At 62.0% G+C, this 14,276-nt stretch carries 16 protein-coding genes; 10 read left to right on the top strand and 6 right to left on the bottom strand.

Going from position 1 to position 14,276, the window contains the following annotated elements; translation table 11 throughout:
• Positions 1-185: 185 nt before the first annotated feature.
• From EI983_RS15615 to EI983_RS15595, 5 genes are all read left to right on the top strand, one after another.
• The gene (locus EI983_RS15615) at positions 186-560 is read left to right on the top strand and encodes an AtpZ/AtpI family protein (RefSeq protein WP_157708280.1); all 375 of its coding nucleotides are present in this window, start codon (positions 186-188) and stop codon (positions 558-560) included.
• Complete coding sequence (locus EI983_RS15610; protein WP_157708279.1) at positions 550-1,329, top strand: F0F1 ATP synthase subunit A; 780 nt, start codon at positions 550-552, stop codon at positions 1,327-1,329. The genes EI983_RS15615 and EI983_RS15610 overlap by 11 nt, the downstream gene beginning before the upstream one ends.
• Before the next feature lie 78 nt (positions 1,330-1,407).
• Complete coding sequence (locus EI983_RS15605; protein WP_106471144.1) at positions 1,408-1,644, top strand: F0F1 ATP synthase subunit C; 237 nt, start codon at positions 1,408-1,410, stop codon at positions 1,642-1,644.
• A 91-nt stretch (positions 1,645-1,735) separates the two neighbouring features.
• Positions 1,736-2,293 (top strand): F0F1 ATP synthase subunit B', encoded by a 558-nt coding sequence (locus EI983_RS15600; RefSeq protein ID WP_157708278.1) that lies wholly within the window; start codon positions 1,736-1,738, stop codon positions 2,291-2,293.
• A gap of 5 nt (positions 2,294-2,298) precedes the next feature.
• Complete coding sequence (locus EI983_RS15595; protein WP_157708277.1) at positions 2,299-2,859, top strand: F0F1 ATP synthase subunit B; 561 nt, start codon at positions 2,299-2,301, stop codon at positions 2,857-2,859.
• An 85-nt stretch (positions 2,860-2,944) separates the two neighbouring features.
• Here EI983_RS15595 and EI983_RS15590 read toward each other — a convergent pair whose 3' ends face one another.
• The 5 genes from EI983_RS15590 to EI983_RS15570 form a co-directional block, all read right to left on the bottom strand.
• Positions 2,945-3,361 carry a hypothetical protein gene (locus EI983_RS15590; RefSeq protein WP_157708276.1) on the bottom strand — a complete coding sequence of 139 codons (417 nt, stop codon included), beginning with the start codon at positions 3,359-3,361 and terminating at the stop codon, positions 2,945-2,947.
• Between the two features lie 99 nt (positions 3,362-3,460).
• Entirely contained in the window at positions 3,461-4,204 is a 744-nt protein-coding gene (locus EI983_RS15585) for a LysM peptidoglycan-binding domain-containing protein (protein ID WP_157708275.1), read from the bottom strand.
• Positions 4,205-4,501: 297 nt separating this feature from the next.
• Positions 4,502-5,776, bottom strand: a complete 1,275-nt coding sequence (locus EI983_RS15580) for a bifunctional folylpolyglutamate synthase/dihydrofolate synthase (RefSeq protein WP_157708274.1) — start codon at positions 5,774-5,776, stop codon at positions 4,502-4,504.
• Complete coding sequence (gene accD, locus EI983_RS15575) at positions 5,773-6,720, bottom strand: acetyl-CoA carboxylase, carboxyltransferase subunit beta (RefSeq protein WP_157708273.1); 948 nt, start codon at positions 6,718-6,720, stop codon at positions 5,773-5,775. The genes EI983_RS15580 and accD overlap by 4 nt, the downstream gene beginning before the upstream one ends.
• A 62-nt stretch (positions 6,721-6,782) precedes the next feature.
• Positions 6,783-7,682, bottom strand: a complete 900-nt coding sequence (locus tag EI983_RS15570; RefSeq protein WP_157708272.1) for a CPBP family intramembrane glutamic endopeptidase — start codon at positions 7,680-7,682, stop codon at positions 6,783-6,785.
• A gap of 565 nt (positions 7,683-8,247) precedes the next feature.
• Between EI983_RS15570 and ilvD the strand changes: the two genes are divergently transcribed.
• The 4 genes from ilvD (at position 8,248) to EI983_RS15550 (ending at position 11,907) form a co-directional block, all read left to right on the top strand.
• Positions 8,248-10,005, top strand: coding sequence for a dihydroxy-acid dehydratase (ilvD, locus tag EI983_RS15565; protein ID WP_157708271.1), 1,758 nt, complete (start codon positions 8,248-8,250; stop codon positions 10,003-10,005).
• On the top strand, positions 9,986-10,684 hold the full coding sequence (locus EI983_RS15560; RefSeq protein ID WP_198389318.1) for a hypothetical protein: 699 nt from the start codon (positions 9,986-9,988) through the stop codon (positions 10,682-10,684). The genes ilvD and EI983_RS15560 overlap by 20 nt, the downstream gene beginning before the upstream one ends.
• 61 nt (positions 10,685-10,745) lie before the next feature.
• A complete protein-coding gene (locus EI983_RS15555; RefSeq protein WP_157708270.1) occupies positions 10,746-11,516 on the top strand; it encodes a DUF6478 family protein in 771 nt (256 codons plus the stop codon).
• A gap of 13 nt (positions 11,517-11,529) precedes the next feature.
• Positions 11,530-11,907: a hypothetical protein gene (locus tag EI983_RS15550; protein ID WP_157708269.1), complete on the top strand. Its 378-nt coding sequence runs from the start codon at positions 11,530-11,532 to the stop codon at positions 11,905-11,907.
• Between the two features lie 442 nt (positions 11,908-12,349).
• Here the strand turns inward: EI983_RS15550 and EI983_RS15545 are convergent, their stop codons facing one another.
• A complete protein-coding gene (locus tag EI983_RS15545; RefSeq protein ID WP_157708268.1) occupies positions 12,350-13,285 on the bottom strand; it encodes a LysR family transcriptional regulator in 936 nt (311 codons plus the stop codon).
• A 120-nt stretch (positions 13,286-13,405) separates the two neighbouring features.
• Here EI983_RS15545 and EI983_RS15540 point away from each other — a divergent pair, with 120 nt between their 5' ends.
• Complete coding sequence (locus tag EI983_RS15540; RefSeq protein ID WP_157708267.1) at positions 13,406-14,194, top strand: transporter substrate-binding domain-containing protein; 789 nt, start codon at positions 13,406-13,408, stop codon at positions 14,192-14,194.
• Positions 14,195-14,276: the final 82 nt, after the last annotated feature.

The raw sequence follows: 14,276 nt of genomic DNA, 5'->3' as shown, positions 1-14,276 counted from the left end.
AATATGACAAATCCCCTGTTAGCGCCCAAACCTGCCCTGCGACACAGTCTCCAATCCCTTTCATTGTTCCAAAAATACTCAATAAAACAGAAGGTTGAGGCAAGATATCCGGCCCGTTCGGAGCGCTTGACTCATCGCCCCCGCAGGCTTAGCAAAGCGCCAAGTCTTCCGAAGGGGGCAAATGCGTGACCGATCCCGACGATGCTGAGCGTTTGGCGCAGCTGGATGCCCGGATCAGGGCCTTGAAAGAGAAGGACGCGCCGAAGCCGCACACGGAAGAACACTACTCCCAGGCACAGCATGCCTGGCGGATGGTGATCGAGTTGGTGACCGGTCTTTTGATCGGTTTTGGCATGGGATACGGGCTGGACAGCCTGTTCGGGACGCTTCCGATCTTCCTCGTGCTGTTTACATTGCTGGGCCTCGCGGCGGGCATCAAGACGATGATGCGCAGCGCCGAGGAGATCCAGAATCAGAACCTGGCCGCAGAGAGCACATCTGAGGCCGCGAAGACCGCCCCCCGCAGCGGGGGAGATGAGAGGGCAAAGCATGGCGAGTGAAGCGAAAGACGGCGGGACGGAGCTGGTTTTTCACCCGATGGATCAGTTCATCGTGAAGCCGCTTCTCGGTGACGGCGCGGTGGGCACGTTCACGATTACCAACGTGACGTTCTGGATGGCGCTGACATTGCTGGCCATCATCGGCCTTCTGGTGCTGGGCACCTCGGGCCGGGCCACGGTGCCGAGCCGGATGCAATCCATTGCCGAGCTCGCCTACGGCTTCATCCGCAAGATGGTCGAGGATGTGGCCGGCAAGGACGCGCTGCCGTACTTCCCGATGATCATGACCCTGTTCATGTTTATTGTCTTCTCGAACTTCCTGGGGCTGATCCCGGGCTCGTTCACGACCACCAGCCATATCGCCGTGACCGCGGTGATGGCCATGGCGGTGTTCCTTTTCGTGACCATCCTGGGCTTCGTGAAGAACGGGGTCGGCTTCTTCAGCCTGTTCTGGATCAGCTCGGCCCCGCTGGCGCTGCGCCCGATCCTGGCGCTGATCGAGGTGATTTCCTACTTCGTGCGTCCCGTCAGCCATTCCATTCGTCTGGCGGGCAACATGATGGCCGGTCACGCGGTGATCAAGGTGTTCGCGGCCTTCGCGCCGATGGTGCTGATCTCGACCGGTATCGGTCTGGTGGTCACGCCGCTTTCGATCCTGGCGATCACCGCGATCTATGCACTTGAGGTGCTGGTGTCCTTCATCCAGGCCTATGTGTTTACCATTCTGACCTGCGTGTATCTGAAGGATGCGCTGCATCCGCATCACTAAGGGATCAACGAACGAACGGTGCGTGAGATCACGCACCCTACAACCTAATCAACCAATTCCATCGTAAGGAGAAATCAAATGGAAGGTGATATCGTACAAATGGGTGCCTACATCGGTGCTGGTCTGGCTTGTACCGGTATGGGCGGCGCTGCTGTTGGTGTGGGCCACGTCGTGGGGAACTTCCTCTCGGGTGCTCTGCGCAACCCCTCGGCCGCTGGTGGCCAAACCGCAACGATGTTCATCGGTATCGCGTTCTCGGAAGCGCTGGGGATCTTCTCGTTCCTCGTGGCCCTTCTGCTGATGTTTGCCGTCTAAGACCACCAGAAGCTGATCCTTACGCGGGGGTGAAGAGCCCGAAGACGGCCCTTCACCCTTTGTAACCGGAAAGTTCCTGAGGGAGAACGACATGGCAACCGAAACGCACGATACGGCGCAAACCGCAGCCAGCGCCTGCGTCGACAGCCACGGCGGCGCCATTGGCATGCCGCAGCTTTGTGGCGACTGGTTCGGCAACCAGATTTTCTGGCTCGTTGTCACGCTTGTCGTGATCTACTTCGTGCTGTCGCGCATCGCGTTGCCGCGCATCGCGGCCGTGCTGGCCGAACGGCAGGGCACGATCACCAACGATCTGGCCGCCGCAGAAGACCTCAAGGCGAAGGCCGTCGAGGCCGAAGACGCCTATAACAAGGCGCTGGCCGATGCCCGTGCCGAGGCACAGAATATCATCGCCGCCACCAAGGCGGAGATCAAAGGCGAGATCGACGACGCCATCGCCAAGGCCGATGCGGAGATCGCCGCCAAAGCCGCCGAGGGCGAAGCCAAGATTGCCGAGATCCGCGCCGGTGCGCTGGAGAGCGTCAAGGACGTGGCCAAGGACGCCGCCAAGGAAATCGTCGCCGCCATGGGTGGCAAGGCCGATGCCAAGACGGTTACAGCGGCCGTTACCGCCCGGATGAAGGGGTAAGCGACATGACACGTATCTTCGCCACTCTCATCGCCATGAGCGCCGCCAGCCCGGCCTTCGCGGCGAAAGGCCCCTTCTTCTCGCTGACCAACTCCAACTTCGTGGTGTTGATCGCGTTCCTGCTGTTTATTGCGGTGCTGCTTTATCTCAAGGTGCCGTCGCTTCTGGGCGGTCTGCTGGACAAGCGTGCCGCGGGTATTCAGGGCGAGCTCGATGAGGCGCGCGCGCTGCGCGAGGAAGCCCAGACATTGCTGGCCTCCTATGAGCGCAAGCAGAAGGAAGTGCAGGAGCAGGCCGACCGGATCGTGGCCCATGCCAAGGAAGAGGCCGCAGAGGCCGCCGAGGCGGCCAAGGCCGATCTGAAGAAATCCATCGCCCGCCGTTTGCAGGCCGCAGAGGATCAGATCGCCTCGGCCGAGCAAAGCGCTGTGAAGGAAGTCAAGGACAAGGCCGTCGTGATCGCCGTGGCCGCCGCCAAGGACGTGATCGCCAAGCAGATGACCGCCGAAAGCGGCAATGCCCTGATCGACGACGCGATTGCCCAGGTGGACGCCAAGCTGCACTGACTGCGCGACAGAACAAAAGACCTGAAAAGCCCGGCCATGATGGACCGGGCTTTTTCATGATGAGCAGCGGGTCAGTCTTCAGGCGTCAGGCGTCAGGTGGCAGGCGATATGCGATGTCCCACGAAAACCGGCAGGTGTCGCCCGCGGCGCATCTTTCGCGCAGGAACGGGCCACTAAGGCCCCGCGCGAGCAACGTCAGAAAGGCATCCTGGGTCAGGCCCATGGCCTGAATTTCCGGCGTTTGCCACAGCTCTTCTATGGAGAGGCTGCGCCACTCATGCCGCGCAAAGACAGGGCGCAGGGCCATTATGCGACTGTCCAGCCCGGTTTCGGCGATCATCTCGGACAGCGAGGGAATAAGCTCGGTGTTCAGCCGCTCCATCGCGTCCTGGGAGGACTGGACCTGCACCAGTGCCGTGCCGGACGCGATCAGCGCGGCCACGGCGGAGGCTGCTGTGCCAATATGGGCGGCACGTTCCCATTTGTTTGCTCGTGTGGTCATGTGACCCCTCTTTCTTGGGTCTACCCTGCGATACGTCGTGGCCAAAAGAAAGGGGGCCGTTGAACCGGCCCCTCATTCCGTCCTGCCTGAAACGAATGTCTAGAGTTCGGGAAGCGCCAGGGTCTGGCCAATTTCGATGTGGTTGGGTGACGCCAGGGCCGAGCGATTGGCAATGAAGATATCCACGGCCTTGCCGGTGTTGCCATAGAAGCGGTAGGCGATGGAGGCCAGGCTGTCGCCCGGCTGCACGATATAGCTTCCGCCGGGGCCGAAATCCGGCTGGGGCGGGTGCGAGAGCACGGCCAGAAGCGAGCTGGTATCAACCCGCCCGTCAGACGTGACCAGCGACTGCGGCACCTCGACCTTGCCCTTGGCCGCCGCGTCATTGACCAGCGCGTCGATATAAGCGTCGGACTGGCCCTGGGCGAGGGCGTTGATGACCAGGCGCTCCAGGCCGGTCGCCGCTGCGGTTTCGGGCGCGGGGGCGGGGTCAGGCGCGGACGCCACAGAGGCCGAGGGCTCTGTCGCCACCGACGCGGCGATATCGGGCGTGACGCGCAAGGCAGGCCCGTCGGGGTCGGGTGTGGCCTGTGGCGTGGCGGCGGCTGTTTCGGGGGCGGGTTCGGCCAGGCTGCCGGTGACGGCGTCTAGGCCGGGCGTCTCTGCCACTGTGCCGACCACGTCAAAACCAATTTCGGCGCGCGACACGGTGTTGTCATCGGCGGGGGTGTCTGGAGGCTCGGGCACGTCGGTCAGCGTCATGTGCTGAGGAGAGGGCTGCATCAGGATAAGGGTGAGGGTGATCCCCAGAAAAACAATGGTGATCAAGGCGGCACGGATCATGACACTCGCGACTCTCTCAATTTACGGAGGGCCATGCTGGCACGCGGCGGTCGGGTTGAGGCAGCCGTGATCGGGCCTCGTTCCTGTCCCTGTCCCCTGTGCCGGTCACGGTGTTCCCCCAAACTCCTGCCCGCCTGTAAAACAAGATAAACGGCGCGCTGTGACTGCTGCCACAAGATATAGGCGAAGCGGAGTCAGGCGGTCAACAACAAGTGATTCGATTTGCCTCCCCTTACGTCACTTTTTCAACAGGAGTGTGACTTTGGCGTAGAGCGAGGGGCCGGTACGCTGTCCGGGCTAGCCGTTTTCGCGCAGGATCGCCCCGGCAAGGTAGAGCGACCCGCAGATCAGGATGCGGCTGTCGGGGGCCTTGGTCGTGATGGCGGCAATCGCGTCCCGCGTGGAGGCCGCGGTGGAGGCGGGCAAGCCGGCGGCCCGGGCGGCCTCTGCCGTGGTTTCGGCGGGCAGGGTGTTGGCCTCGCCCGGGATGGACACGGCGGTAAGGGATCGGGCGATGCCCGCAAGCGGGGTGAGATAGCCCGCGATATCCTTGGTGTTGAGCATCCCGCAGACCAGATGGGTGGGCCGCTCAGGCAGGGCATGCAGATGCCTGGCCAGCGCCTCGCCGGCCGAGGCATTATGCCCGCCATCGAGCCAGAGTTCGGCCGTGCCCGCCGCCTCGACCAGAGGACCGGTGCGCAGGCGCTGCATCCGGGCGGGCCAGTAGGCCTGTGTGACGGCAGCCTCACAGGCGGCGTTGTCAAAACCGAGGTGGCGCAGAGCCGCCAGCGCCGCGCCCGCGTTTTCGATCTGATGTGCACCCGGCAGGTTGGGCAGGGGCAGGTCCAGAAGCCCCGTCTCGTCCTGATAGACAAGGCGCCCGTGTTCTTCGAAGGCGTGCCAGTGCTGACCGTGGGCCAGAAGCGGTGCGCCGAGGGCGCGGGCGCGCTCTTCGATCACGTCCATGGCCTCGTCAAGCTGCGGGGCGACGACGCAGGGCACGCCGCGTTTGATAATCCCGGCCTTCTCGAAGGCGATCTTGGCGACCGTGTCGCCCAGGAACTGTTCGTGATCCTTCGAGACCGGCGTGATGATCGTCAGCGCCGGGCGGTCGATGACGTTGGTGGCGTCGAGCCGCCCGCCAAGGCCAACCTCAAGCAGGGTAAAATCCGCAGGGGTCCGGGCCATGGCCAGCAGGGCGGCGCAGGTGGTGATCTCGAAATAGGTGATGCTGTCGCCGCCATTGGCGGCGTAGCATTCATCGAGCACCTGGGTGAGGTGGTCTTCGGTGATCAGATCCCCGGCGAGGCGGATACGTTCGTGAAACCGGGCCAGATGCGGGGAGGTATAGGCGTGCACGCGGCGGCCCGCGGCCTCAAGCCCTGCGCGGATCATGGCCTGGGTCGAGCCCTTGCCGTTGGTCCCCGCGAGGTGGATCACCGGGGGCAGGTCGTTTTGCGGATTACCCAGCGCGTCGAGCAGGTGCCAGACGCGGTCGAGCGTGAGGTCGATGATCTTGGGGTGCAGGGCCATCATCCTCTCGAGGATGACGTCCGATCCGGGCGCGCTCATTTTTTGTCAGGTGTGGGCGCGGGCTGCTCCTCAGCCGTGTCCGGCTGCGTCGCGTCGGCCTTGTCGGGGGCGGGCAATTCGCCCTTGATCGCAGGGGGCAGGCCCATGAGCATGCGGGTGATGGTGATCAGTTCTTCGCGCATCTCGGTGCGGGGTGTCACCCGGTCGAGCATGCCGTGGTCCAGCAGGTATTCGGCGCGCTGGAAGCCGTCAGGCAGTTTCTCGCGGATGGTCTGCTCGATCACGCGCGGCCCGGCAAAGCAGATCAGCGCGTTGGGTTCGGCAATATGTACATCGCCCAGCATGGCATAGCTTGCCGTGACCCCGCCGGTGGTGGGATGGGTGAGCACGACGATATAGGGCAGGCCCGCTTCCTTCAGCATCTGCACGGCCACGGTGGTGCGCGGCATTTGCATGAGGCTCAGGATACCCTCCTGCATGCGTGCGCCGCCGGCGGCGGAAAACAGGATCAGCGGGCATTTGCGTTTCACCGCCTCTTCGGCGGCGGCGATGATGGCGTTGCCCACATACATGCCCATCGAGCCCGCCATGAACGAGAAATCCTGCGCGGCACAGACAACCGGCGTGCGGCCCATTTCGCCATAGGCGACAAGCATCGCTTCTTTCTCGCCGGTTTCCTTCTGCGCGGCTTTCATCCGGTCGGGATATTTCTTCTGATCGCGAAACTGCAGCGGGTCGGGCTTGGGCGCGGGCACCTCGATCTCGGAGAAGGCTTCGCCGTCGAACAGAGACTTGAAGCGCAGGCGCGGCGTGATCGCCATGTGATGTCCGCAATTGGTGCAGACAAAGAGATTGGCGCTGAGCTCGCGGTGAAACAGCATCGTGCCGCATTCGTCGCATTTGGACCACAGGTTTTCCGGGATTTCACGCCGCGAGAAGATCGAGTTGATCCGGGGGCGCACATAATTGGTGATCCAGTTCATGCCTGGGGTCCTCTGACAGGTCTTGCCGCACCTCAGATAAGCCGAGCCAAGGGAAATTGCAATCAGACGCGCAACGCCAGCCGTGCTGCAAGCCAGGAACAGAGCAAGACGAGCATTTCCACCGGCATGAGGGACAGGACCTTGTCCGCCTCCTCGATGGAGAAGGGAAAGGCAAAGAGCGCCAGCCCGTCGAAATTGCCCTCGGGTGCGGCCAGGGCGATGGCCCCGCTATTGTTCACGAAATGCAGGGCGATGGCGGGGCCGAGAGTGCCGGAGCGCGCGGTGAGATCGGCGGTCGCCGCGCCGAAACAGGTGGCCCAGAGCACGACGATCCCGGCGGAGGTGCTGTCAATATGCGGATCGTAATGCAACAGCCCGAAAAGCAGCGAAGGCAGACCGATCCAGATCAGAGGATGAGAGAAGCGGGCGGCAAGCTGACTTTGCAGGTAGCCGCGAAAGGCGAGTTCTTCGGCGGAGGTCTGAATCAGCAGGCCGACGAGGGTGAGCGGCAACAGGGCGGCCCAGAGCCCCGGCGCGATGTTCAGGCGCATCTCCATCCCTTCGGGCATCGGCAGAACCAGGGTGAGCAAGAGGATCGGCACGGTGGCCTTGATCACCCGCACCGCCTGTCGCAGGGCGAGCGCGAAAGGGCCGACAAGGCCGCGCAGGGGGCGCTGGTGCACGAGCCAGAGCGCGATGGCCAGGGCAAAGACCATGGCGAGGAAGAAGTAGAGATTGACCAGTGCGGCGAGAGGGCTGCTGGCATTGGCGAGGTCCTGATCCCAGAAGGGCCGCATCATGGGCGACAGCAAAGACTGGGCCACCGTGTTGATGAGGGCGCTGATGATCATCGACAAAAGCACGAAGGCGGCGATGAAGCTGATCACTCCTGCCGCCAGACGCCCCAGCCCGGCCGAGGCGCGGGCCGGTTCGATGAGATGCTCATGAGGGCGATAGCGCATGAGGCGACGCTACGCCGCTCAGCGCCGGGGCGCAATTGGGTTAGGCATTTGGGCGCGCGGGCATCACGACATCGACAGACCCGAGGATACGTGTTGTTCCGCTGACGGTGGCCGGTTTGAGCCTTTGGCGGACCTTCGAGCGATACACAACAGGCCGGTTAACAGCGCGAAGCGCCCGGCCCATCGCCAGCCCCCCTACCTGGGCTGGCGATAGGGTAATGCTGGGTGCTTCGCTCGTTCTGCGCGCGGATGTGGCGGGGATAAAGGGCTTTAGAACCCTGGTCAGGATCGCCATCCCGGGGCCTGGCCATGGGCCGCCTGTGGCGCGTCGGTTGAATGGCAGCTTCGTCCGTATATCGGACCCTCCGATCACGGCCGGAATATGAGCGCATTAGCTGACTGTTGAAACACACCGGCTGTTTCAAGAACCCCATGCTGAACCTGGCAGATGTCGATAACACTCTCCGACTGGGCGACAGGCAGTCACCTGCAAAATCCACACCCGCGCTTGTCACGCGCCGCGCAGGGCGCTATCGCAAAGGCAACAGCTTTTCGGGAGACCGCCATGACCAAGTTCGACAAATCCAAACTGCCCAGCCGCTATGTGACCGAAGGCCCGTCCAAGGCGCCGCACCGGTCCTATTATTACGCGATGGGCATGACCGAGGAGGAGATCCATCAGCCCCTCGTCGGTGTGGCGACCTGCTGGAACGAAGCAGCGCCCTGTAACATCGCGCTGAACCGTCAGGCGCAGGCGGTGAAGATGGGCGTGAAACAGGCGCTGGGTACCCCGCGCGAGTTCACCACGATCACCGTGACCGACGGGATCGCCATGGGCCATGAGGGCATGCGCTCGTCTCTGGCCAGCCGCGAGGCGATTGCCGACACGGTCGAGTTGACCATGCGCGGGCATTGCTATGACGCCCTTGTGGGGCTGGCGGGCTGTGACAAGTCTCTGCCGGGGATGATGATGGCGATGGTGCGGCTCAATGTGCCGTCGGTCTTTATCTATGGAGGCTCGATCCTGCCGGGCAAGGCGCCGGATGTGCCGCAGGTGCCCGAGGATTTCAAATCGCGCGACCTGACGGTGCAGGATATGTTCGAGGCCGTGGGACGGCACCAGAACGGCACTCTGTCGGAAGAGGCGCTGACCATTCTGGAACGTGTCGCCTGCCCCAGCGCGGGCGCTTGTGGCGGGCAGTTCACCGCCAACACGATGGCCTGTGTGTCCGAGGCGATCGGCCTTGCGCTGATGAACAGCTCGGGCATGCCGGCCCCCTATGAAAGCCGCGACCAGTATGGCGAGGCGTCGGGCCGCGCGGTCATGACCCTGCTGGAAAAGAACATTCGCGCGCGCGATGTGGTCACCCTGAAAAGCCTTCAGAACGCGGCGCGTGTCGTGGCCTGCACAGGCGGGTCGACCAATGCCGGTCTGCACCTGCCCGCGATTGCCAACGAGGCGGGGATCGACTTCTACCTCGACGATGTTTGCGAGATTTTCCGCGACACGCCGTATTTCGTGGACCTCAAGCCGGGCGGTCAGTTCGTGGCCAAGGACCTTTACGATGTGGGCGGCATCCCGGTGGTGATGAAAGAGCTGCGCAAGGCGGGGCTCATTCACGAGGATTGCCTGACCGCGTCAGGCCGCAGCATCGGCGAGGAGCTGGACCTGATTGACCGCGAGGCCGATGGCAAGGTGATCTATCCGATCGAGGCCCCGCTGACCAAGACCGGCGGCGTTGTGGGCCTTAAGGGCAACCTTGCCCCCGAAGGCGCGATTGTGAAAGTGGCCGGTATTCCCAGCCAGAACCAGGTCTTTACCGGCCCGGCGCGCGTGTTCGAATGCGAGGAAGACGCCTTTGCCGCTGTGCAGAAGCGCGAGTATGAGGAAGGCGAAGTCATCGTCATCCGCAACGAAGGCCCCGCCGGTGGCCCCGGCATGCGCGAGATGCTGGCCACCACGGCCGCCCTGTCCGGGCAGGGCATGGGCAAGAAGGTGGCGCTGATCACCGATGGCCGCTTCTCGGGCGCGACGCGGGGATTCTGCGTGGGGCATGTGGGCCCCGAGGCCGCGCATGGCGGGCCGATTGCCCTGATCAAGACCGGCGATGTGATTACCATCGACGCGATCAAGGGCACGCTGTCGGTGGATCTGAGCGACGAGGACCTGGCGCAGCGCAAGGCCGACTGGAAAGGCCCGCGCGAGACGATCTATGCCAGCGGCGCGCTGTGGAAGTTCGCTCAGCAGGTGGGCGCCACCTACAAGGGGGCTGTCACCCATCCGGGCGGCAAGGCGGAGCGGCATGTCTATATGGACATCTGACCTGCGCCGACTGGCCCTTGCCGCGGCACTTGTCCTGCCTCTGGCGGGCTGCATGGGCGAGGCCACGGGCGAGGACGGCATGGCGCTCCGGGCCAAGCCCGAGGCCAAGCCGCTCTCTTCTCGTGTGCTGACCGAGTTGCCGCTCTATGGTGGCAATCTGGTGATAGGGGCGCCCCGTGGCTATTGCCTGGACGGGTCCAGTCTGCGGCGCGGGGTGAGCGGCAGCTTTGTCCTTATCGCCAGTTGCGAAACCCTGAGCGGCAAACCCGGCACGGTGGTGGACCCTGCGGTGATGACTGTATCGGCCTCGCCGCGGCGGCTGGGCGCGGAACAGCCGGACGCGGCGGACATTGCCGCGATAATGGCGCCCGCCAAGGTTCTGGCCAGGGAAGATGGCGACGGGATATCGCTGGTGCGGTTTGCCAGCGGGGGCGATGCGTTCCTGCCCGGGGGCGATCCGCGCTATTGGCGGGCCGGTATGCTGATCAACGGGCATGTGGTGAGCCTGGCCGCCTACACACCCAAAGGCAGCGGGGACGCGGGGTATAGGCTCATTCTGGCGCTCGCTGAACAGCTGCGCGAGCTGAGCCCGGTGAAGGATTACAGCCCGACCGCGGACGATGCGACCGCCCCGACAGGGGGGCTTGCGTCACTTCTGGGTGGATTGTTTCCAGAATGAGGTTAATGCTATGGAAGTTTCGGTAGGATAAACCGGCCCCGGGCAGACGGATCGACGCGGCATGCAATTGCGCTCAAAACTTGTGGACTGGATCGTGCATCGCCGGGCGTTGCGCCATTGGCGGCAGGCGGCGCACAGGGTGCCGGACATGCCGCATTCGGAGCTGCGCCGCGAGCGGGGGCGTGCCCGTAAGCTTCGGTATTTGCTGAATGAAGTGATATCGGTCGCCGATAATCGCCTGGCGCTTCCGATGATCGGTTCCAATGCTTTCCCCAAGCCGCACGGCACTGACTGGTCCTGGCGGCCCGCACTCTGGCGGGAGCCTCTGGCGGTGCCGGGCATGTCGTCGGTCGAGAGCAAATCCATGCTCGGATCCGAGGTGACATTGTTTCATGATTGTCAACAATCGGAGCTGACCCTGCGGCAGGTCCGCAACAGCCGCGAGGCCGATCTGGCCCCTTATGGCTTGCGTATGGATGTTTTCAACTTCGATGGCTCGTTCCTGTCGCTGGTGCTGGATATGCCGTTTGCCGCAGTAAACGGGTTGCAGAAAAAGCACCTCATCCGCATGGACACGATCGTGGAGATGGAAAAGCCGCTGGAAATCTTTGCCCGGCTCAACATCAGGCACGGGCCCAATACCGAGCAGATCGTGCGCGAGCTTCCCCTGAATGAGGTGGATTGCATGGTCGAGTTTGACCTGGCCTATTCCAACCTCAACGAGAAGCGGATCGAACGGGCCTGGATCGACCTGATTTTCGAGAACCCGCAGATGAGCCAGGTGACGCTGCGCGACCTGACCTTCAGCCGCTCCCCCCGCGCCGAATTGTGAGAAAGGCCACGCCATGCCCGATGTGACACTGACCAAGACGCGCCTGTTCGAGGGGGTTTGGGAAGGGGTGCTGACCTATGAGGGGGCGGGCAACTACCAGCCGCAGATCGAAGTGACGCATCTTCAGGTGCCGCTGGGCGGGGTGGAGGTGGCCGAGAAGCCGGAGGAAAGCCTCTGGGTGGTGCGGGTGCCGATCCCGGCGGATCTGATTTCGGACGGGGTGCAGACATTCCTGATCCGCGATGCGCGCAGCGGCGAGACGCTGAACAGTTTTGCCCTGATGGCGGGCGACACTCTGAGCCATGACATCCGCGCCGAGGTGACGCTTTTGCGTGAAGAGCTTGATATGCTCAAACGCGCCTTCCGGCGGCATTGCCTGGAGACGATGTAGATTGGTAGAGGGCCGCTTGCGGGACGGAGCGGACTTGCGCAGGCGCAGCTAACGCTTGCGCAGAAAACACTAGCAGAAGCAGCGTAATTTTCGTTGCATCGAGGCAAACTTCGCCGAAGCGGTCATTTCGCTGAATCTGTAGATCAAGGTCCAAACTGAACTTTCGCTGCGCTCTGTCGAAATTCATAGGTTGCGGACGAACATGCCTATTGCCCTTTCCGTAATAGTTGACGCAGAAATTGTTCGCGCCTGCGGCACCAGGCGGTTTATGGCGCAGCAGATTTCACCGAACCGAAGAGCCGCCGGTATCAATTTCGTCAATGTCCAAACCTTCCCTTCGCCGGATCATATTGAACGATCGAGACGCGGGACTCACCGGCCTTGCGGCCCTGCACCGGTGCTCTTGAATGACCTCGGCGTAACATAGACTGGTTGGCGCAATTCACTTTCCTGAAATTGGTCCTGCCTGCTTTACATGGGCCTCAACATAGTCCCAGAACAGTTTCTCTGCTTCTGAAAGCTGAATTTCTGAGTTGGTGACCAGATAGACCCTGGCTGACGGCTCCTCGCTGTAAGGGGGGAGCCGCCACAGACTTCCTTTGGCGACGAAAGGTTCTGCGAGATGTAGCGGCAGGAAGCCGATGCCAAGACCAAGTTCGATCATGCGTCTGACCTGGTTGACATAGGGTGACTGGCCTCGCACCCGCTGGCCGATGGACACCTTGGCACGGTAGGCCGTGACATCGTTCATATGTTTGCCGCCCAGAACATCAGCATTGAACCCGATGAAGGGCTCTGCGCGCAAATCGCTGATAGACACGTCGCGCCTCCCATACAAAGGATGATTGCGGCCGCAGAAAAGACCAAAGCGCTCACGAAGAAGTTCACGTGCCTCTAGGCCATCTGGGATTGTGCCATCGGTAATGCCGAGAGTAACGGTGCCCAGAGTGACTGCACGCAATATCTTTTCGGTGGTTTCGATAGTGATTTCCAGATCGACCGCCGGGTGATCATAGAAGAACTGTTCAATAGCGCGATCGATCTCTGGGCTCATCACTTGATCTATTGCGGCCAATACCACTTTACCCGAAACCGCCCGCGGCGCATGTGAGAACGTCTGTGGCATCCGCGCGATCGAGGCAAAGATCGGCCTTATCTGTTCCAAAAGCTCCTGCCCGGCGCGCGTCGGCAGCAGCCCGGACCGGCGCCGTTCGAACAACTGCACTCCGGCGCTTTCTTCCAGCCGCTTCATCGCCTGGCTGACGGCGGGCTGCGTGCGATAGAGCGCCGCCGCTGCCTTGGTCATGTTTTTTTCCTGCATGACCACCATGAATACCCGCAAAAGGTTCCAATCCAGCTTGTTTGCAAAGTCGCTCATGTGCACCAACTATAAATTTGATTTATTTTTATAAGTAGAAATAACAATTATCAATGAAAATGCGGATTCCGTATTCTCCTTGGTACAAGGCCCATTGTGGTCGACAACTGGGAGAACACCATGAAACTCACGAAACTCATTGCGACTATAGCGGCGGCCACATTCGCCGCGGGCGCCATGGCACAAGACACAGTGCGGATGGGAACCGAGGGCTACTATCCGCCGTTCAACTTTTTTGATTCCGCCGGTCAGGTGAAAGGCTTCGACATCGACATCGGCAATGCTCTGTGCGCCGAGATGAAGGTCACCTGCGAATGGGTCACGACCGACTGGGATGGTATCATTCCGGCATTGAACGCAAACAAGTTCGACACGATCATCGCCTCCATGTCGATCACCGACGAGCGCTTGAAGGTGGTGAGCTTCACCGATCCGTACTATTTCAACGCGGCGCGCTTTATCGCGGCCAAGGATTCAGGGCTGGGCAATGCGCTGCCGTCAGACATGGTCGGGAAAATCATCGGCACGCAGGAATCGACGCTCGAGGTCGAGGTGCTGCAGCAATATTTCACTGACAGCGAAATCAAGCTGTACCCCAAACTGGATGATGCCTTGCTGGACCTTGAATCTGGCCGTGTTGACGCAGTTTATGCCAGCCAGTTCGTTCTGGGGGCGTGGCTGGCCAAAGAGGATGGCGCCTGCTGTGAATTCGTCGGCGAGGCTGCGCGGTCGGATGGCAACAAGGGCACAGGTATTGCTGTGCGGCAATCAGATACCGAGCTCTTGTCAAATTTGAACAAGGCGCTTGCGGCGATCGTTGCCAACGGCACCTATGACGAGATCCGCGGCCAATACTTCGACTTTGACATCATGACGACTCCGAAAACGGCCACGGAGCTTTACAAATAGGGCGGTATCGACGTCTTAAATAATGGATTGGGCCACCACGCTTGGCCCGTCCACATCTGCCTTGCACACACTCAAAAGCTTG

Source organism: Roseovarius faecimaris, from assembly GCF_009762325.1.
Taxonomy (GTDB): Bacteria; Pseudomonadota; Alphaproteobacteria; order Rhodobacterales; family Rhodobacteraceae; genus Roseovarius; species Roseovarius faecimaris.
This window is presented reverse-complemented; position numbering and strand designations above follow the sequence as displayed.